Below are 17,753 nucleotides of genomic sequence, written 5' to 3' on the forward strand. Positions count from 1 at the left end.
GGGAACAAGAAATATCTGGAAAAAAAGTGGTCACTCTCCGCCGACGCCGAGCTTCGCGGTGGTCGTCTCGCGCATCTCGACCTTGCGCACCTTGCCCGTTACGGTCATCGGGAACTCGTCGACGAGTTCGACATAACGCGGGATCTTGTAGTGAGCCAGTTGGCCGGAGCAGAACTGCTTCAACGACTCGGAGGTGATCGGCTCGGCGCCCTGCGTCAGGCGGATCCAGGCGCACAACTCCTCGCCGTACTTCTCGTCCGGCACCCCGATCACCTGTGCGTCGACGATGTCGGGGTGGGTGTAGAGGAACTCCTCGATCTCCCTCGGATATATGTTCTCGCCGCCGCGGATCACCATGTCCTTGATCCGGCCGCTGATCTGCACATAGCCGGCGTCGTCCATCACGCCGATGTCGCCGGTGTGCATCCAGCCGTCCTCGATGGCCTCGGCGGTCTTGTCCGGCTGTTCCCAGTAGCCGAGCATCACCGAATAGCCCTTGGTCATGAACTCGCCGCTGCTGCCGCGCGGCTGGGTCTCACCGGTGACGGGGTCGACGATCTTGATCTCCAGGTGCGGCATCACGCGGCCGACGGTGCCGACCTTCTGTTCGAAGGTGTCGTCGGTGCGGTTCTGCGTGCTGACCGGCGAGGTCTCGGTCATGCCGTAACAGATCGTCATCTGCTCGATGCCGGCGGCGATGAGCTTCTTCATCAGCTCCGCCGGGCACGGTGAGCCGGCCATGATGCAGGTACGGACGCTCGACAGGTCGTAGTCGGCGAAGTACGGCAGACCCCACTCGGCGATGAACATGGTCGGGACGCCGTACAGGCTGGTGATCTTCTCGTCCTGGGTCGCCTGAAGAGTGGTGGCCGGGTCGAACGCAGGCGCCGGGATGACCATGCAGGCGCCGTGACTGGTGCACGCAAGGTTGCCCATCACCATGCCGAAGCAGTGGTAGAAGGGCACCGGGATGCACACCCGGTCCTGCTCGGTGTAGCGGCAGGTTTCTCCGACGAAGAAGCCGTTGTTCAGGATGTTGCGGTGACTCAGCGTTGCGCCCTTCGGGAATCCTGTTGTGCCGCTGGTGTACTGGATGTTGATCGGGTCGTTGTTGTCGAGGCCCGACTGGACGTCGGCGAGCGCTTGCGGGGTGACGTCGTCCGCCTGGGCCAGCAGGGCGTCCCACTCCGGGGTCTCGAAGTAGATCGCGTCCACCAGATCGTGGCAGTCGTGCCGCACGCCCTGCACCATCCGTGCGTAGTTGCTGGTCCTGAACTCGCTGACCGCGAACAGATAGCAGATGCCGGCCTGCTTCAGCACGTACTTCAACTCGTGTGCACGGTAGGCGGGATTGATGTTGACCAGGATCGCGCCGATCTTCGCGGTCGCGTACTGAACCAGGACCCACTCGCTGCGGTTCGGTGCCCAGATGCCCACGCGGTCACCCTTGGCGACGCCGACGGCGAGCAGCGCGCGGGCCAACCGATCGACGTCCGACTGCAGTTCGGCGTACGTCCAGCGTTTGCCCTGTGCGACGTCGACCAGGGCTCCCCGATCGCCGAAGCTCGCGACGGTCGCGTCGAAGTTGTCGCCGATCGTCTGCTCGATCAGCGGAGTGTCGGTCTCGCCGTGGGTGTGGGACAGCTGCGCGGACGGCTCGGTCATGTCGCGAGCGTAAGTGAGCCAGGTCACACGGGGGCGCTTCTCTCGCTGAGCGGTGCCGGTGCGTCGATGAGCGGCTCCACGCGGGTGTGGGGCGTCGGACTGGCAGACTCTCCGCATGGCTTCGAGCACGGACTTCTGGTCGGCGTACGCCCACGGTTACGCACGCGTCGCGGCGTGCACGGTCCCGACCGCGATCGCAGACCCGGCGACCAACGCGGCGTCGATCGTCAAGGAACTCAAAGCTGTCCATGCGGAGGGAGTCGCCGTCGCGATCTTCCCCGAACTCTGCGTGAGCGGTTATGCGATCGAGGATCTGCTGTTGCAGGACCCGGTGCTGGAGGCGGTCCAAGACGCGCTCGCGACCATCGCGAACGCGACCAGGCGACTGCGACCGTTGGTCATCGTCGGCGCGCCTTTGCGCAAGGGTCTGCGCCTGTACAACTGCGCCGTCGTCATCCACGGCGGTGAGATCCTCGGCGTCGCCCCGAAGTCCTATCTGCCGAACTACCGCGAGTTCTACGAGAAGCGCCACTTCGCGCCCGGCGATGATCAGATCGGTGAGTCGATCCGTTTAGGGGACAACGAGATTCCCTTCGGTCCCGATCTGCTCTTCAATGCGACCGACGTGCCCGGGCTCGTCGTGCACGCCGAGGTCTGTGAGGACATGTGGGTGCCGGTCCCGCCGTCGTCCATCGCCTCGCTGGCCGGCGCGAGCGTCCTGGCGAACATCTCCGGCAGCCCGATCACCGTGGCCCGAGCCGAGGACCGTCATCTGCTGGTGCGCGCCCAGTCGGCTCGCTGCCTGACCGCCTACCTGTACGCAGCGTCCGGGGTCGGGGAGTCGACCACCGACCTGTCCTGGGACGGCATGACGATGGTCTACGAGTGCGGCGACCTGCTGGGGGAGACCGAGCGCTTCCCGGACGGTCCGCGTCGGACCGTGGTCGACATCGACCTCGACCGCATCCGGCAGGACAGGCAGCGCGACGGGTCGATCGGAGACAACGCGCGCACCTACACCGACCGGGTGCTGGAGTTCCGCACCGTCGACTTCCAACTCAAGGCGCCCGCCGGCGACATCGGCCTGCTGCGCAAGGTCGACCGCTTCCCGTTCGTGCCGGACGACCCCGCCCGCCTCGACCTCGACTGCTACGAGGCCTACAACATCCAGGTGGCCGGCCTCGTCCAGCGCCTGCGCGCGATCGGCAACCCGAAGATCGTCATCGGCGTGAGTGGCGGTCTCGACTCCACCCACGCCTTGATCGTGGCCGCGCGGGCGATGGACCGGATGGGGCGCCCGCGTACCGACATCCTCGGTTACACGATGCCCGGGTTCGCGACGTCCGACTCCACCAAGACCAACGCCTGGAAGCTCGGCGAGGCACTCGGCGTCACCTTCACCGAACTCGACATCCGGCCGACCGCCACCCAGATGCTGAAGGACCTCGGTCATCCGTTCGGCGAGGGCAAGCCGGTCTACGACGTCACCTTCGAGAACGTGCAGGCCGGCCTGCGGACCGACTATCTGTTCCGGATCGCCAACAAGGAGAACGGAATCGTCCTCGGCACCGGCGACCTGTCCGAGCTGGCGCTCGGCTGGTGCACCTACGGCGTCGGCGACCAGATGTCGCACTACACGGTCAACTCGGGTATCCCGAAGACGATGATCCAGCACGTCATTCGCTGGGTCGTCGCGCACGAACTGTTCACCGACGAGGTGGGCGAGGTGCTCACCGCGATCGTCGATCAGGAGATCAGCCCCGAACTCGTGCCGAGCAAGGAGGGCGACAAGCCGCAGTCGACCGAGGACGCCATCGGACCGTATGCGCTGCAGGACTTCAACATCTTCTACACGCTCCGTTACGGCTACCGACCCAGCAAGATCGCCTTCCTGGCCTGGCACGGGTGGCACGACGACACGACCGGTGAGTGGCCCGCGGGATACCCGCAGGACAAGCGGATCGCGTACGACCTGCCGGAGATCCGGTCCTGGCTCGAGGTGTTCATCAAGCGCTTCTTCGCGTTCAGCCAGTTCAAGCGATCGGCGCTGCCGAACGGGCCGAAGGTGATGGCCGGCGGGTCCGTCTCACCGCGCGGTGACTGGCGCGCGCCGTCCGACGGCAACGCCGCCGTCTGGCTCAAGGACCTGGAGAAGGTGCCCACCGACTGATCGCCGGGCACCCAGGGATTTCCGGAAGCGGGCGGCACGGGTTATTTTCGGACGATGGTCACTTCCCCTCGGCTCCAGGTACGCGGCGCGGCCTGGCTGGCCCAGGTGAGCGACGACGACGTGATCGAGCACGTGGGCCGCTTCGCCTACGAGCGAGCGCTCGGGTACGTCGACGCCGAACGCGTCGAGTCGATCAACGTCGGTGACAACGGGCGGCTGCTGATCGGCACCGTGAACGGCGGCGACGTGCGGCCGTACACGGCAATGTTGACCGTCCCGAAGGTGGGCGCGCCACCCCGCGACTGGCGTTCGAGGTGCTCCTGCCCGGTCAAGGAGGCGTGCAAGCACGTCGCCTCGATGGTGATGTCGGGTCGCGAAGCGCTCGGTGGTGCGCTGCAGCCGACACCGACCGGAGACGCCAACTGGCGCGAGTTCTCCGACCGATTCCTGGGCGACGACGAGTCGTCCCAGACCTTCACGGACGCGGACGCGTTGGGTTTGCGCATCGCACCGATCATGGCGCCGCGGTCCGGCACCGACTCCTCCCCGCGTACCCGTTTCGAACTGATTCCGTGCCGCCGCGGCAAGACCGGTCGTTGGAACATGTCGATCGAGTGGACCGACGTCCGCACCGACGCCCGCTCCTCCGGACGCCGCTTCTTCGTGCCCGAGCAGGCGCAGGCCCTCACCCGGCTGCTCGAACGCTGGCGCGGTGCCGGCGGTGTGATGACCCGCGCCCCGCGGTTGATGCTTGACGAACTCGGGGGCGGAATCTGGGACGACCTTCAACTGGCTGTCGCGGCCGGTGTCGAACTGCTGCCCGCGTTCGCCCACCCGGACGCGTCGATCGAACTGCTCGCGACGCCGGTGCGTACCGACGTCCGATTCTCCGACGGCCCGAACGGTGAGCTGATCGGTCGCACCGAGATCGACCTGCACCGGCCCGGCCGGCTGGTGCTGATCGGTGACCCGGCGCATGGTCTGGTCATCATCAGCGATCACGATGTGGTGCTCGCCGGCCTTGACCGGCCGATGTCGTCCATGGCGCAGTGGCTGTCGGCCAACGGACCGGTGACCGTGCCCGAGTCCCTCGCCGAGTCCTTCCGTGACGCTCAGTTGCCCAAGCTCGCCCGTCGATACGGGGTGGTGGACGGCGGGTCGGTAGAAAAGCCCCGCCTGGCGCTGGTCGAGCCGCTGCGGCTGCACCTGAAGGTGGAACGGGAGTCCGACACGGCCGTCCTCGTCTCGACCGGTGTCCGGTACCCCGGCGGCGAACTGCACACGATGGCGTTGGACGCCACTCCCTGGAGCGGGCGCGACCGGCACAACGAACGGGTGCTCGTCGAGCAGTTGGAGCCCCTGCTGCGCAAGGCATCGCTGCTCGAGGCGATCGGCGGCATCGGGTGGTGGCCGAAGGACCGCGAGATCTTCACCGACTTCGCTGCGGTGCGTTTCACCAACCTCCTCGATGAACTCGACCGCCACGACCTGGTGATCGTCGAGCGCGCCGATGATCTGCCGGTCTTCGAAGAGGCCCTGGACGACCCACTGATCGAGATCGGTGCGGACGACTCCGACGACATCGACTGGTTCGACCTGCGCGTCGAGGTCAGCGTCGGCGGCGAGAAGGTGCCCTTCGAACCGCTGTTCCGCGCCTTGGCCCGCGGCGAGGAGTTGTTGCTCCTCGACTCCGGCACCTGGTTCTCGCTCGATCACCCTGAACTGCAACGACTTTCGTCCCTCATCACTGAGGCGCGCGAGCTGTCCGATCGCCGTTCGAGCGGTTTGCAGCTCAACAAGTTCCAGCTCGGCTACTGGGACGAACTGGTCGAACTCGGCGTCGTCACCAGCGCGTCAGCTGCCTGGTCCGAACGGGTCGCCCGCCTGGAATCGGTCGGCAAGGGCGAGCCGCCGGCCGCGCCGCAGGGCTTCACCGCCACCCTGCGTCCGTACCAGGTGGACGGCTACCACTGGCTCGCCAGCATCTGGGACGCCCAGCTCGGCGGCATTCTTGCCGACGACATGGGCCTGGGCAAGACCGTTCAGGCACTCGCAATGATCGCCCGAGCCCGCGAAGCCGGCGAACTCACGGCTCCCGTGCTTGTCGTCGCGCCGTCGTCGATGGTCGGGACATGGGTGCGGGAGGCTGCGACCTTCGTTCCCGGGATGCCCGTCGTCGCCGTGCAGCGCACCGCGTCCAAGCGTGGAGAACCGTTACGGGACACGGTTGCCGGTGCGGCGGTCGTGGTGACGTCGTACACCGTGCTTCGTCTGGACGCCGAGGAGTTCCAGTCGCTCTCCTGGCGCGGGCTCATCCTCGACGAGGCACAGTTCATCAAGAACCATCAGAGCAAGACCTTCCACGCGGCCAAGCGACTGCGTGCACCCTTCACTCTCGCGATCACCGGTACTCCGCTGGAGAACTCGCTGATGGACCTGTGGTCGATGCTCGCCCTGGCCGCGCCGGGACTGTTCCCCAAGCCCGAACTCTTCGGCAACACCTATCGCAAGCCGATCGAGTCGGGTGTCGAGCCGGAGAAGCTCGAGCAGTTGCGGCGCCGGATCAAGCCGCTGATGATGCGCCGAACCAAGGAGGTCGTTGCGGCCGACCTGCCGCCGAAACAGGTTCAGCTGCAGGAGATCTCGCTCACCACTAAGCACGAGGCGTACTACAAGAGACACCTTCAGCGCGAACGCCAGCGCATCCTCGGCCTGCTCGACGACCCGGACGCGAACCGCATCGCGATCCTGTCGTCGCTGACCCGCCTGCGCCAGCTGTCGCTCGACCCGCGCCTGGTCGACGCCGAGTACTCCTCGCGCGAGCCGAGCGCGAAGATCGCCTTCCTCATCGACCAACTGCAGGAACTGTCGGCGGAGGGCCACCGAGCACTGGTCTTCAGCCAGTTCACCTCCTACCTGCGTCTGGTGGAGTCCGCGCTGACCGAGGCCGGGATCACCACGAACTACCTGGACGGCTCGACCACGAACCGGCAGAAGGTCATCGACGACTTCAAGGACGGCGACTCCGCAGCCTTCCTGATCTCGCTGAAGGCCGGTGGTGTCGGGCTCACCCTCACCGAGGCCGACTACGTCTTCGTCCTCGACCCGTGGTGGAACCCGGCTGCCGAGGCGCAGGCGATCGACCGCGCGCACCGCATCGGCCAGGACCGGCCGGTGATGGTCTACCGCCTGGTCTCCCAGGGCACCATCGAGCAGAAGGTCGTCGACCTGCAGGAGCGCAAACGCGACCTGTTCGCCCGGGTCGTCGACGGCGGCGAGGGTGCGTCCGGCGCGATCACCGCTGCCGACATCCGTGCGATGTTGGAGAGCTGACCGACGGACGCACGCGGGTACTCACCGGTAGCGTCGGGTTCATGAAGAATCCTCTGCGCCGTGAACCACAGTCCTTCGCCGGCAAGCGTGCCCTGGTCACCGGTGGTGCCTCCGGACTCGGCCTGGCGATGACGAAGATCCTTGCCGTCGAGGGCGCCAAGGTGTTGGTCGTCGACGTTCACGAACTCGCGCCCGAAGGCGTGCTGCCGGCCGGCGTCGAGTATCGGCAGCTGGACGTGCGCTCCGACGAGGGCTGGGACGCGACCCGCAACTGGGTGGAGGCGACCTGGGGTGGGCTCGACCTGCTGTTCAACAACGCCGGTGTCGCAGCCGGCGGACGCATCGACGTGGAGTCGATCGAGAACTGGCAGTGGATCATCGACATCAATCTGCTCGGTGTGGTCCGCGGCTGCCGCACCTTCGTGCCGATGATGAAGCAGGCGGGCGGCGGGCACATCGTGAACACCGCGTCTCTGGCCGGACTGGTGCACGCACCGAGCATGGCGTCCTACAACGCGGTGAAAGCTGCGGTCGTCGCGGTCTCGGAGACGTTGCGCCACGAACTTGCGCCCGACCGCATCGACGTATCGGTGATCTGCCCGTCGTTCTTCCGCACCAACCTCGCAGAATCGTTGCAGGGCAAGGACGTCGACATGGAGGAGACCGCCGTCAGGCTCATCACGCAGGCCCCGCGGTCCGCCGACGAGGTCGCGTCCAAGGCGTTGGAGGGCGTCCGCAACCGTCGCTTCATCGTGCTCACCGACTCCGACGGTGTCGCCGCGTACAACGCCAAGCGCTACGCCCGGAAGGCCTACGACGCGGCGATGATCCGGTCGGCCAAGCAGGTGCGCGAGGGCAAGGACCCGATGGCGGACATCGACAAGGTCTGGAGTCGCATGCGGAAGTCCAAGTCCTGACGGACTCCTTTCCGGGCAGAGCTACCCATGGCGGATTCGCGCTGAGGCGAGGACGGTGGTTACCGACGTGAAACCAACCTGGTTCGCAGTTCGGAGGTCCATCAGTCATGAACATCACTCGCCGCTCCGTCCTCAGTGCCGCTGCCGGCGCCGTCATCACCCCGGTCGTCGCGTCGCCGGCCACTGCGCTGAGCTCTGCCGTGCCTGACTGGGCTGCGTTCGACCGTGCGGTCACCGGGCCGGTCCACCGTCCGGGCTCGACCGGGTACGCGTCCGGCAAGCTGATCTTCAACACCCGCTACGACGGCGCGACTCCGCTGGCGGTGGTGCGGCCGAGCGGGCAGGCCGACATCCAGCAGACGCTCGCGTTCGCGCGCCGCTATGGACTCAAGGTCTCTGCGCGAGCGGGCGGCCACTCGTACGTCGGTGCGTCGGCAGCGTCCGGGACGATCGTCCTCGACCTGCGCGGCATGGCCTGGAAACCGGTCGTCACCGGCAGCTCCGCCCAGATCTTCGCAGGCTCGACCCTCTACCCGGTGAAGTCGGCGCTCGCCGCTCACGGTCTGGCGATCCCCACCGGTACGTGTCCGACGGTCGGCGCGGCCGGTCTGTCGACGGGCGGCGGCATCGGTGTGGAGTCGCGCCGCTGGGGAATGACCTGCGGCCGGGTCACGTCCATGACCGTGGTGACGGGTTCTGTTGCAGCACTGCGTATCTCGCCCTCTTCCCACCCTGAGCTGTTCTGGGCATTGCGCGGCGGTGGCGGGAGCAGCGCGGCGATCGTCACCAGCATGACGTTCGCGGCGCACCGGGCCACCAGCAAGGGCACGTTCCGGTTGACCTTCCCGAGCTCCGGGACGTCGATGCAGCGCTACCTCGCCGGCAACTACTCGCGGTGGCGGACGGTGCGATCGACCTACGACCCGAGGGGCGTGATCGCGGCCCCGATCGCGGTCTGATTTCAGACCAGACCGGCCTTGGTGACGATCACCGCCACCTCGACGCGTCCGCCGACACCGAGTTTGCGCTGCGCGTTCGCCAGGTGGGTCTTGACGGTGGCTTCGCCGAGATAGAGCGTGCGTCCGATCTCGGCGTTGGACAGCCCGCGGGCCACCTCGACGACCACCGCGTGCTCGCGCTCGCTGAGTGCGGACATCGAGGTTCGTGCGGCGTCGCGGTCGGTACGGCCTTCGTTGACCAGCCCGAAGACGTAGCCGACCTTGCCGGGGGCGAGCGCGCCCTGACCGCGGTGCACATTGCGCACCGCGGCGATGATGTCGGCCGGGTCGGCGGTCTTGAGCAGGAAGCCGGCGGCGCCTGCGGCGATGGCTCGCTGGACGATGTCGTCGGTGTCCCAGGTGGTCAGCACGATCACTCGCGGCGGGTTGGTCAGCCGCTGGATCTGCGCGGTGGTGACCAGACCGTCCTGCCGCTTCATCCGGACGTCGAGCAGGACGACGTCCGGATGGTGGCGGTGGATCGCGTCGACCACCTCGTCACCGTCGGACGCGGTCGCGACCACGTCGAGGTCGTCGGGCATGCCGACGATGGCTTGCAGGGCCGACACGACCATCGCGTCGTCGTCAACGATCAGAACCCTGATCGGGCGGAGGTCGTTCATCGGCCCACCTTCTGTTCGGCCGGGCGGAACTGCCACGGCAGCCGCACCAACACCCGGAAGGCGTCGTCGTCCACCCATGCCCACGACTCGCCCCCGCATCGGGTGACGCGTTCATGGATGCCGGTGAGCCCGTTGCCGGGGCGGAACGCGGATGCGGCACCGGGACGCAGGCGGTTGGTCGTTGAGATCTCAATGCCGCGGGCCGGCCGTGCGTCGAGGTGCAGCCGGATGGGCGCACCGGGCGAGTGCTTGCGCGAGTTGGTGAGCAGTTCCTGGGTGATCCGGAAGACGGTGTGGCTGACCTGTTCGTCCAGCGGCGCCGACTCGTCGATGAAGATCGAGGACGCAACCGGGCTTCCGGCCGCAAGAGATTCGTCGATGAGCCCGGGAAGGTCGCTGAGGGTGAGCAGCGCCTTGCTCACGTCGGGGTCGCCGGGTTCGCGTAGCAGTCCGAGTAACGAACGCAGGTCGGCCATCGACTGCTGAGCGCTCTCGCGCACCACCCGCGCACTCTGAGCGAGTTTCGGGTTGTTGCCCGCCGCCATCTCCAGAGCGCCGGCGTGCAGGTTGAGCAGCGACAGGCGGTGGCCGAGCGCGTCATGGACCTCACGGGCGATGCGTTCACGCTCCGCCCGGCGGGCCACCTCCTCGCTCAACCGGTCGATCTGGGTGTGCGCGATCTGTTCCTTGAGCGTGCTGGAGTCGAGCGCTCGCCGGTTGCGGGTGAACACGACCAACAGTCCGACGACGGCGACCAGGACGGTCGTGATGAGCGCGATCAACCACCACGGAAACGCGACGCCGGCCTCGTACCGGAAGAACAGTCGCCAGAAGGAAGAGACCTCAGGGACGCCGTCGGTGACGTCGCGGTACACCGAAACGGCGACCGCGAGCGATGCCGCTGCGATGGCCGCAAAGACGTGTTCGCGCCGGCGTGCGATGAGCAGCACCGTGAAAAGGCCTGCGAGAGGCAGGAATCCGTCGATCGGCAGGGCGATGGTGGCTACGCAGTAGGCGCCGAAGAGCTGCCATGGCCACCGGCGCCGCCAGATGAGCAGGATGCCGAGGACCACGCCGACGAGCCAGGCGAGCAAGGTCCAACCGGAGGTCGTCGCGACTTGTTCCGAATCGGTCGCGCCGACGCGGCGAAGGTCGTTGTAGGCGATCGCCAATGTGGTGGAGAAGAACGCCACGATCACCAGCGACGTCGTCCGCACCCGTCGCCACGAGCGCTCATGGGGTGCAGTGGACGACATCATGCGCACAACCTATGGGAGAGCACCCACAGTCGGTTCCACCTATCGGATCGACGCCGGCGCCGAACCTCCACCGATCGGGGGAGGCGGCTGCAGCCGTGCGGTGGAAGTGGAGAAGGGGCCTGCCGTCGTCCACTTGGGACATCGACGAAGGACCTTGGAAAGGACCCACCATGAACGACCAGCAGCCGATGAACAACGGTGCGCCGCAGTACAACCCGAACCACAACACGAACGGCCAGCAGTGGCACGGGCAGCAGCCCTCGCCGTACGGTCAGGGTGGCAACCTGCCGCCGGCGCCGCCGTACGCCAACCCGCTCAAGAGGAACTGGTTCCTGCGTCACAAGGTACTCACCGGGCTCGGCGCACTGGTGCTCCTCGGGGCCATGGCGTCGGCTCTCGGAGGCGGTGGCGGCAAGGGCACCGACGCCGCCACGTCCGAGACGTCGACCTCGTCGAGTACGAGCCAGGAGTCCTCCGCCCGCTCGTCCCAGGCGGCCGCCGAGCCGTCGCAGACGAAGGCCGAGAAGCAGGAGAAGAAGGATCCTGGCCTGAACACCCCGGTGCGGGACGGCAAGTTCGAGTTCACCGTCACCAAGGTGCAGCCTGGCGTGAAGCAGATCGGCGACGAGTACCTGAACCAGCAGGCGCAGGGGCAGTTCGTGCTGATCACGGTCACGGTGAAGAACATCGGCGACAAGCCGCAGACCATGTTCGACGGCAACCAGAAGCTGACCGACGACCAAGGTCGTTCGTTCAGCCCCGACTCCGCAGCTGCGATATACCTGAAGAACAACGACATCTGGATGAAGGAGATCAACCCGGGCAACACGTTGACCGGCACCCTCGTCTACGACATGCCGGCCGGTGCGAAGGCGACCAAGCTCGAGCTGCACGACTCGATGTTCTCCGGCGGGACGACCGTCTCCCTCACCAAATAGCGAACCTACTGCTCGGCGCGCCGAACCTACTGGTTGCAGCCATTAGGTTCGGCCGCGCATCAATAGGTTCGCATCTGGCCTGCTCACCCCGATGGTTCCGGTGGCGCTTGTTCGCCGGCCTTCTCATCGCGAGCGGCCCAGTCGAGCAACTGGTCGAGTCGGAACGCGACGTCGTCGATCTCGGCGGTCAGATCGCCCTTGTCCGCATATCGGGCCGGGACCGTCGCGATCGTGAAGTCGCGCGGGTCGATGTCGGCCAGCTCGTCCCAGTCGAACGGCGTCGAGACGGTCGCATCGGTGTTGCCGCGCACCGAGTACGCGGATGCGATCGTGTGATCGCGGGCGTTCTGGTTGTAGTCGACGAACAGCGCGGCCGGGTCGCGATCCTTGCGCCACCAGGTCGTGCTGACGTCCTTCGGGGCGCGACGCTCGACTTCACGGGCGAACGCCAGGGCAGCCCGTCGCACGTCCGAGAAGCCCCACTCCTGCTCGATGCGGACGTAGATGTGCAGACCGGCGCCACCACTGGTCTTCGGGAAACCGCGAATACCCAACTCGTCCAACAGTTCCCAGCACACGTCCGCGATATTGCGTACTCGGTCGAATGGGCAGTCCGGCATCGGGTCGAGATCGATGCGCCACTCGTCCGGCTTCTCGATCTGGGGACGACGGGAGTTCCAGGGGTGGAACTCGACGGTCGACATCTGTACGGCCCAGATGACCTGGGCGAGTTCGGTGACGCAGAGTTCGTCGGCGGTGCGTTTGTAGCGCGGGAAGAAGACGCGCACGGTGTCCATCCACTCGGGCGCGCCGTGCGGCAGCCGTTTCTGGTGCACCTTCTCCCCGGAGACGCCGGTGGGGAAGCGGTGCAGCATGCACGGACGGTCGCGCAGCGCCCGCACGATGCCGTCACCGACCGACAAGTAGTAGTTGACGAGATCGAGCTTCGTCTCGCCCCGAGCAGGGAAGTAGACCCGGTCGGGGTTCGAGACCGACACGATGCGCTCGCCGACCTCGATCTCGACCTTGGGGGAGCTGCTGTGCCGTCCCGGTAAGGCTGCCATGGTCCGAACCTACGCGTACCCTTGGGCGCCGTGAGTGAGAAGCCAAGCATGTTCCGGATCTTCGCGCTGCGGGTCGCGGCGGCGATGGTGGCAGTCGTGGCCGGCCTGTGCCTCGTGGTGACCGTGCTGGCCGCGATCGTCTGGGCCAAGGGCGGGTCGGAGGCCGACGGCATGCCGGCACTCACCGGTGGCTTTTTCGCCGGCTTCCTCCTCTGCCTCCTCGGGTTCTGGTTGTTGCGTCGTCGCTCGGCGCGGGTGGAGGCGGCCTTCGACGATCCCGCGGACGGCGCGCGCAGCGGGAGCAGCTCCACATCTGTGTGATCCGTCGCTGACCGGCGGCGCTCGGTGGGCGACGGCGACGCGGTCAGTGCCAGCGGGTGAGCGCTGCGGCGATGTCGGGCAGCTCGATCCGCCCGGCCGCGGTGGCGATGACGAGGTCGTACGCATCGTCGTCGGGAGCCTCGATCCAGGCGCCGTTGAGATCGAGGAAGACGACGGTGGCGAGCCAGCCGAGTCGCTTGTTGCCGTCGACCAGTGGGTGGTTGCCGACCAGGGACTCCAGCAGCGCAGCCGCCTTCTCCTCCAGCGTCGGATACGCCTCGCGCCCCCACAGCACCGTCGTCGGTCGGTGCGCCGCCGCTTCGAGCAGACCTACGTCCCGCAACGGCCCGACGCCGAGATCGTCGACGAGACCGAGCAGATCCTCGAGCGTCAGGAACTCGGTCACTTCCCGAGGCGGTCGAGGACGTCGGCGTAACGGGCCCGGGCGCGAGCGGAAGCGTCGGTGACACGCCGCTCATGGCCCCGTCGAGCGGCGACCTCGTGGATCGCACGGATCGTCGCTTCCTGGCGGCTGATGCCGTCGGCCTCTGCCAGCATCGCCAGGACGCGCTCGTCTGCTTCGGACAGTCGCAGTGTCATCGCCATGCGGATGATGGTATCAATGTGGTATCACCATTGTGCACCGAAAGCGGGAGGGCGCCGCGGCGACCCGTGGACGCGACGTGACCGTCCGTCGATGCGGTGGCTCACGATTGCGTCACGACGGGGGCAGCGGTATTGATCGGTCCCGGCCTCCCGCTCGACTCTCAGATATGCGAAACGGCCTTGCCGCCGCAGCGCAGGCCCCCGAGGCTCAGTTCGGCAGGGCAGGCAGGGCGTGGAGGCGTCCGCGCCGACTCCACACCAGGTGCCGACGCGTAGCCATCTCGACCGTTGCTATACGTCGCCGCCCGGCGCGGAGGTCGTCGAGCACCACCCAGTCACCGTCGTCCGCGGTCGGGCGGTCGCGTACCCATTCCACGAACATCTCGGCGTCCCAGTGGGCGCACGAGCCCGCCGGTGTCGCCAGCACGAAGGCGATCGCGCGGTCTCGCCAGCGGGGGAGCAATGCGATCTCGGGTCGCACGTGGGTCATGCCGTCGACCCGCTTCATCGCGAGGATGCGACCGGTGTGGCGGGAGCGTAGTTCGTCGAAACCCTCGGGCGTGCGACCGCGCAGCAGTTCGCCAACGACCCCGCTCTGGCGCGCGGCCAGTTCGTCACGAGCCGACACGGGCGACTCCCCGGGCGACGGCGCGGTCGATCCGGTCGAGGTCGTGCAGCACCGCTTCGGCCCGCACGTCGGCGTCCCGTTCGAGCATGATGCCCGGCACCGGGGCGCCGCACGAAATCCGATGTGCAACAAAGGCACTCAACAGCTCCGACACCGCGTCGGGCACGGGGTGGGCATGGGTGTCGATGTAGAGACCGTCGCGTTCGGTGCCGCCGGCGACGTGCACGTAGGCGACGGCGTCGAGCGGGAAGCGAAGTAGGTCCGCGTGGGCATCCGTGCCGCGCGAGATCGCGCTCGCGTGCAGATTGGCCACGTCGAGCACCACCCGGACGCCGGTGCGGCGCACGATCTCGCCGAGGAAATCCGGCTCGTCGAACTCGTCCTCGGGCCAGCTGAGCAGGGCGGCGATGTTCTCGATGGCGAGTGGCACCAGCAGCTGCGCCTGCGCGATCTCGATGTTCTCGACCACGACGTCGAGCATCCGGCGGGTGCGCGGTGGCGGCATCAGGTGGCCTGCCTCGAGCACATCGCCGTGCAACGAATCAGGCGTCCCGGCGGCCCGCACGAACGCGAGGTGCTCGCTCACCAGTGGCGCGTCGAAGAGCATCGCGAGCGACGAAAGTCGTTGCAGCCGAGCGGGATCAGGGGTGGAGGCGTCGGCAAGGCCCAGGCTGACCCCGTGCGGGATCACCGTGACGTGCTCGGCAAGGGTCATCAAGGCGGCCGGCGGACGGTCGGGATCGACGTTCTCGGCCACCACCTCGGTGAACTGCAGCCGTCCCTGCGCGGCGAGGTCGGCGAGGTCGGGGGCGATGGGCGCCCGCCAGGCGATCGCGGTTCCGCTCGGCATCGGCTTCATGGGTCCGATGGTAGGTCGCAACCAACTCCGTGAGGCGGACGGCGAGACCGTGCCGGCAGCCACCGTCAGGGCGACATGTGAGGCTGGAGTCATGAGCGACATCTGGAACCTCGTCCACGCCGAACGGCACGCCCTGGTCGACGACCTCTCGAGCCTCACCGACGCGCAATGGCAGGCGCCTTCGCTGGCCGACGGGTGGACGGTGCACGACGTCGCCGCACACCTGGCGAGTGGTCAAGGCGATGGTGAAGGCCCGGGGCAACTTCCACCGGCAGAACGACACCGGCCTGCGCGCCGCCAAGGGGGCCACGCCGCAGGCGACTCTCGAGCGACTGCGTGCGGTGGCCGAGCGCACCGACACCCCGCCCGCACCGCTGGCGAGCCGGTTGGTCGAGGAGATCGCCCACGGTGAGGACATCCGGCGCCCGCTTGGCATCGTCCGCGAGTATCCGGTCGCCGCGATCGTGCCGGCCATCGGCTACCAACTGCGCACCCCCGATGCGTTCGACGGCACGAAGTCGCTCGCCAAGAGGGTGCGCTTCGTGGCCGACAACGCAGATCTGGCGATCGGGCAGGGACCGGAGTTGCGCGGCCCCGCGCTCGAGTTGCTGATGGTGGCCACGCGGCGGGCACCGCGTGAAGGTGCGTTGAGTGGCCCGGGGCGCGCGCTGATCTGACGTCGGTGCGGGAGGTGGTCAGGTGAGCGGGGGCTCGAGCTCCCGCTCCTGCACCAACTCACGACCCAGTCGCACCATCGGCCCGCTCCACCGCGACCGCAACCACCGATCGTGGCTGGCCACGAGCACCGTCGCCGGGGCGTCGAGCAGTGCCGCCTCCAGTTCCTCGACCAGCCCGAGCGAGAGGTGGTTGGTCGGCTCGTCGAGCAGCACCAGGTCGGGGCGCCCCGCGATGAGCATCGCCAGCGCGAGGCGCTGCTGCTGGCCGAGGCTGAGCTGTCCGATCGGCCTGCGGGCGTCGCGCGGCGGCAGTAGCCCGAGGGCGTCCAGGCCGAGCTGCGACTCGTCGTCGCCGTACGCCTGCAGCGGGGTGAGGTGTGGTTCGGCGAAGCTGATCTCCTGACGAAGGAATCCGATTCGCCGGGCCGACAGCTCGAGCGTGCCGTGACCCAGGGCGAGCTCGCCCGCGATCGCCGCGAGCAGGCTCGACTTGCCCGAGCCGTTGGCCCCGGTGATCAGCCAGTGTTCACCGGCGCACACGTCGAGCCGCCCGATCCGGAAGCGGCCGGCCACGGCGGCGTCACGCGCCGACACCCACCCCGCGCCGTCGGCCGAGAATGTGCCGCCGAACCGCAGGGTCTTCGGTGGCTTGCTGATGCGCGCCCGCTCGATCGCCGCGATGCGCTGCTCTGCGTTACGTCTGCGCCGCGACACCGTGGCCTGCACCCGTGACCCCTTGAACGCGTAGATGAACTTGTCGCCGTCCCTGGGCGGACGGTCGTGGGCCACATCGAGATTGGTGGTGCGGGCGGTGGCGCGAAGTTCGTTCAGCTCCTCCTGTTGCGCCTCGAACGCCTCCTGCCAGCGCGCCCGCGACCGGGCCTTCTCGGCGAGGTAGTCGCTGTAGTTGCCGGTGTAGCTGCGGCCGCCTTCGCCGTCGGTGCCGAAGTGGGTGCGGTCGAGGTCGACGATCGAGGTGCACACACCGTCCAGGAAGGTGCGGTCGTGGCTCGCCGCGACGACGACGCCGCTCATCGTGCGTAGTTCCTCCTCGAGGAAGGTGAGGGCCGTGTCGTCGAGGTGATTGGTCGGTTCGTCGAGCAGCACGCAGTCGGGCCGGCGTGCGAGCAGCGCGGCAAGGGCGAGCCGTCCACGCTGCCCACCCGAGAGCGTCCCGACGGGCCGGTCGTGGGATAACTGCTCGAGACCGAGGAGTGCGGCGGCGCGCTCGGCCCGCGCGGTCGCCGTCCAGGCGTCATGACGGGTGGCCCACGCGAGCACCTCGTCGTATCGATCGGCGGCGCCGGGTTGCTCCAATCCGGTTGCCAGCTCTTCGAGTTCGCGTACCGCGGCGTGCAGCGGCGCGAGCGCGTCGTGTAACACCCGGGCGATCGTGTGCTCCGGATCGAGTCCGCCGTCCTGCGCGACGTAGCCCAGATCTGCCGGTGCGTGCACCGCGCCGCGGGTCGGCGGCTCGACACCAGCGGCGAGGCGCAGCAGCGTCGACTTGCCCGAGCCGTTCTCGCCGACCAGCCCGACGCGGTTGCCGGCGGACGCGGCCAGGGAGATGCCGTCGAGGATCCACCGTCCGTCGTAGGTGACGGCGAGATCCTCGAGGAGGAGAGAGGGGGAGGAGTTGGCTGGCATGAGGCCTCGGAGGGGTCGGCATGGTGCGCCGCCGGGCAGGGCCGCGAG

The 17,753-nt window shown here is 67.8% G+C and carries 17 protein-coding genes; 8 read left to right on the plus strand and 9 right to left on the minus strand.

Annotated elements, in window-relative coordinates:
• Positions 1–30: 30 nt before the first annotated feature.
• Complete coding sequence (locus tag EU513_RS08375) at positions 31–1,665, minus strand: AMP-binding protein (RefSeq protein ID WP_129625437.1); 1,635 nt, start codon at positions 1,663–1,665, stop codon at positions 31–33.
• A gap of 115 nt (positions 1,666–1,780) precedes the next feature.
• Between EU513_RS08375 and EU513_RS08380 the strand changes: the two genes are divergently transcribed.
• The 4 genes from EU513_RS08380 to EU513_RS08395 all read left to right on the plus strand — a co-directional run bounded on the left by EU513_RS08380 (position 1,781) and on the right by EU513_RS08395 (position 9,044).
• The gene (locus EU513_RS08380) at positions 1,781–3,835 is read left to right on the plus strand and encodes an NAD(+) synthase (RefSeq protein WP_129625438.1); all 2,055 of its coding nucleotides are present in this window, start codon (positions 1,781–1,783) and stop codon (positions 3,833–3,835) included.
• Between the two features lie 54 nt (positions 3,836–3,889).
• Positions 3,890–7,168 carry a DEAD/DEAH box helicase gene (locus tag EU513_RS08385; protein ID WP_129625439.1) on the plus strand — a complete coding sequence of 1,093 codons (3,279 nt, stop codon included), beginning with the start codon at positions 3,890–3,892 and terminating at the stop codon, positions 7,166–7,168.
• A gap of 41 nt (positions 7,169–7,209) precedes the next feature.
• The gene (locus tag EU513_RS08390; RefSeq protein ID WP_129625440.1) at positions 7,210–8,085 is read left to right on the plus strand and encodes an SDR family NAD(P)-dependent oxidoreductase; all 876 of its coding nucleotides are present in this window, start codon (positions 7,210–7,212) and stop codon (positions 8,083–8,085) included.
• A gap of 107 nt (positions 8,086–8,192) precedes the next feature.
• Positions 8,193–9,044 (plus strand): FAD-binding oxidoreductase, encoded by an 852-nt coding sequence (locus EU513_RS08395; protein WP_129625441.1) that lies wholly within the window; start codon positions 8,193–8,195, stop codon positions 9,042–9,044.
• A gap of 2 nt (positions 9,045–9,046) precedes the next feature.
• Here EU513_RS08395 and EU513_RS08400 read toward each other — a convergent pair whose 3' ends face one another.
• Positions 9,047–9,706: a response regulator transcription factor gene (locus tag EU513_RS08400; protein ID WP_168990211.1), complete on the minus strand. Its 660-nt coding sequence runs from the start codon at positions 9,704–9,706 to the stop codon at positions 9,047–9,049.
• Positions 9,703–10,965: a sensor histidine kinase gene (locus EU513_RS08405; protein WP_129625443.1), complete on the minus strand. Its 1,263-nt coding sequence runs from the start codon at positions 10,963–10,965 to the stop codon at positions 9,703–9,705. The genes EU513_RS08400 and EU513_RS08405 overlap by 4 nt, the downstream gene beginning before the upstream one ends.
• Positions 10,966–11,135: 170 nt before the next feature.
• Here EU513_RS08405 and EU513_RS16110 point away from each other — a divergent pair, with 170 nt between their 5' ends.
• A complete protein-coding gene (locus EU513_RS16110; RefSeq protein WP_205744711.1) occupies positions 11,136–11,903 on the plus strand; it encodes a DUF4352 domain-containing protein in 768 nt (255 codons plus the stop codon).
• 83 nt (positions 11,904–11,986) lie between these two features.
• Here the strand turns inward: EU513_RS16110 and ligD are convergent, their stop codons facing one another.
• Complete coding sequence (gene ligD, locus EU513_RS08415) at positions 11,987–12,967, minus strand: non-homologous end-joining DNA ligase (protein WP_129625444.1); 981 nt, start codon at positions 12,965–12,967, stop codon at positions 11,987–11,989.
• Between the two features lie 30 nt (positions 12,968–12,997).
• Between ligD and EU513_RS08420 the strand changes: the two genes are divergently transcribed.
• Positions 12,998–13,288, plus strand: a complete 291-nt coding sequence (locus EU513_RS08420; protein ID WP_129625445.1) for a hypothetical protein — start codon at positions 12,998–13,000, stop codon at positions 13,286–13,288.
• Positions 13,289–13,331: 43 nt separating this feature from the next.
• On the opposite strand, the gene EU513_RS08425 is transcribed toward EU513_RS08420, so the two are convergent.
• From EU513_RS08425 to EU513_RS08440, 4 genes are all read right to left on the minus strand, one after another.
• Entirely contained in the window at positions 13,332–13,694 is a 363-nt protein-coding gene (locus EU513_RS08425) for a type II toxin-antitoxin system death-on-curing family toxin (protein WP_129625446.1), read from the minus strand.
• Positions 13,691–13,894 carry a CopG family transcriptional regulator gene (locus EU513_RS08430; RefSeq protein ID WP_129625447.1) on the minus strand — a complete coding sequence of 68 codons (204 nt, stop codon included), beginning with the start codon at positions 13,892–13,894 and terminating at the stop codon, positions 13,691–13,693. Before EU513_RS08430 ends, EU513_RS08425 begins: the two co-directional genes overlap by 4 nt.
• A 208-nt stretch (positions 13,895–14,102) precedes the next feature.
• Positions 14,103–14,522 carry a hypothetical protein gene (locus EU513_RS08435; RefSeq protein ID WP_129625448.1) on the minus strand — a complete coding sequence of 140 codons (420 nt, stop codon included), beginning with the start codon at positions 14,520–14,522 and terminating at the stop codon, positions 14,103–14,105.
• A complete protein-coding gene (locus tag EU513_RS08440) occupies positions 14,509–15,381 on the minus strand; it encodes a DUF692 domain-containing protein (protein ID WP_129625449.1) in 873 nt (290 codons plus the stop codon). The genes EU513_RS08435 and EU513_RS08440 overlap by 14 nt, the downstream gene beginning before the upstream one ends.
• Positions 15,382–15,472: 91 nt before the next feature.
• On the opposite strand from EU513_RS08440, the gene EU513_RS16660 reads away from it, so the two are divergent.
• Positions 15,473–15,793, plus strand: a complete 321-nt coding sequence (locus EU513_RS16660) for a maleylpyruvate isomerase N-terminal domain-containing protein (protein ID WP_168990212.1) — start codon at positions 15,473–15,475, stop codon at positions 15,791–15,793.
• Complete coding sequence (locus EU513_RS08450) at positions 15,723–16,058, plus strand: hypothetical protein (protein WP_129625451.1); 336 nt, start codon at positions 15,723–15,725, stop codon at positions 16,056–16,058. The genes EU513_RS16660 and EU513_RS08450 overlap by 71 nt, the downstream gene beginning before the upstream one ends.
• An 18-nt stretch (positions 16,059–16,076) precedes the next feature.
• Here EU513_RS08450 and EU513_RS08455 read toward each other — a convergent pair whose 3' ends face one another.
• Positions 16,077–17,705 (minus strand): ABC-F family ATP-binding cassette domain-containing protein, encoded by a 1,629-nt coding sequence (locus tag EU513_RS08455; RefSeq protein ID WP_129625452.1) that lies wholly within the window; start codon positions 17,703–17,705, stop codon positions 16,077–16,079.
• Positions 17,706–17,753 lie beyond the last annotated feature (48 nt).

The sequence above is a fragment of the Yimella sp. RIT 621 genome (assembly GCF_004146205.1).
Classification (GTDB): domain Bacteria; phylum Actinomycetota; class Actinomycetes; order Actinomycetales; family Dermatophilaceae; genus Yimella; species Yimella lutea.

What these genes read in the sequence shown, in the direction of transcription:
- EU513_RS08440 (WP_129625449.1), bottom strand. Translation starts at nt 15,381, where the DNA reads ATGAAGCCGATGCCGAGCGGAACCGCGATCGCCTGGCGGGCGCCCATC.
- EU513_RS08385 (WP_129625439.1), top strand. Translation starts at nt 3,890, where the DNA reads ATGGTCACTTCCCCTCGGCTCCAGGTACGCGGCGCGGCCTGGCTGGCC.
- EU513_RS08405 (WP_129625443.1), bottom strand. Translation starts at nt 10,965, where the DNA reads ATGATGTCGTCCACTGCACCCCATGAGCGCTCGTGGCGACGGGTGCGG.
- EU513_RS08430 (WP_129625447.1), bottom strand. Translation starts at nt 13,894, where the DNA reads ATGGCGATGACACTGCGACTGTCCGAAGCAGACGAGCGCGTCCTGGCG.
- EU513_RS16660 (WP_168990212.1), top strand. Translation starts at nt 15,473, where the DNA reads ATGAGCGACATCTGGAACCTCGTCCACGCCGAACGGCACGCCCTGGTC.
- EU513_RS16110 (WP_205744711.1), top strand. Translation starts at nt 11,136, where the DNA reads ATGAACGACCAGCAGCCGATGAACAACGGTGCGCCGCAGTACAACCCG.
- EU513_RS08375 (WP_129625437.1), bottom strand. Translation starts at nt 1,665, where the DNA reads ATGACCGAGCCGTCCGCGCAGCTGTCCCACACCCACGGCGAGACCGAC.
- EU513_RS08400 (WP_168990211.1), bottom strand. Translation starts at nt 9,706, where the DNA reads ATGAACGACCTCCGCCCGATCAGGGTTCTGATCGTTGACGACGACGCG.
- EU513_RS08395 (WP_129625441.1), top strand. Translation starts at nt 8,193, where the DNA reads ATGAACATCACTCGCCGCTCCGTCCTCAGTGCCGCTGCCGGCGCCGTC.
- ligD (WP_129625444.1), bottom strand. Translation starts at nt 12,967, where the DNA reads ATGGCAGCCTTACCGGGACGGCACAGCAGCTCCCCCAAGGTCGAGATC.
- EU513_RS08390 (WP_129625440.1), top strand. Translation starts at nt 7,210, where the DNA reads ATGAAGAATCCTCTGCGCCGTGAACCACAGTCCTTCGCCGGCAAGCGT.
- EU513_RS08380 (WP_129625438.1), top strand. Translation starts at nt 1,781, where the DNA reads ATGGCTTCGAGCACGGACTTCTGGTCGGCGTACGCCCACGGTTACGCA.
- EU513_RS08455 (WP_129625452.1), bottom strand. Translation starts at nt 17,705, where the DNA reads ATGCCAGCCAACTCCTCCCCCTCTCTCCTCCTCGAGGATCTCGCCGTC.